This is a genomic window from Pseudoalteromonas sp. SG43-6, assembly GCF_014164365.1.
Classification (GTDB): domain Bacteria; phylum Pseudomonadota; class Gammaproteobacteria; order Enterobacterales; family Alteromonadaceae; genus Pseudoalteromonas; species Pseudoalteromonas rhizosphaerae.
The window spans coordinates 1-212 of record NZ_JACJEZ010000246.1 but is presented as its reverse complement, the minus strand read 5'-3'; the positions used below and the strand labels follow the sequence as shown (position 1 = coordinate 212).

Genomic DNA, 212 nt, shown 5'->3' with positions numbered 1-212 from the left:
ATACCAATCTGCCAAATTATGTGATCTAATTAGCACACTGATACTTATCTACTTTTACTAAATTGAACTTAGAAAAATCCAAGCAACTTTTAGCTTTATCACGTAAAGAGCCTAATGCGAGAAAGCGAATACGCCTGCTTGCTGTTTCATTATTCTTTGAGGGTGAAAACAGAACGAATATTGCTAAGCGGCTAAATACAGCGCGCGGCAGT

1 protein-coding gene is annotated in these 212 nt (G+C 37.7%); it reads right to left on the bottom strand.

What is annotated here, in order from left to right; translation table 11 throughout:
* Positions 1 to 25: 25 nt before the first annotated feature.
* A partial coding sequence (locus H5201_RS23675) for a hypothetical protein (protein WP_220497202.1) occupies positions 26 to 212 on the bottom strand: 187 nt, incomplete at its 5' end.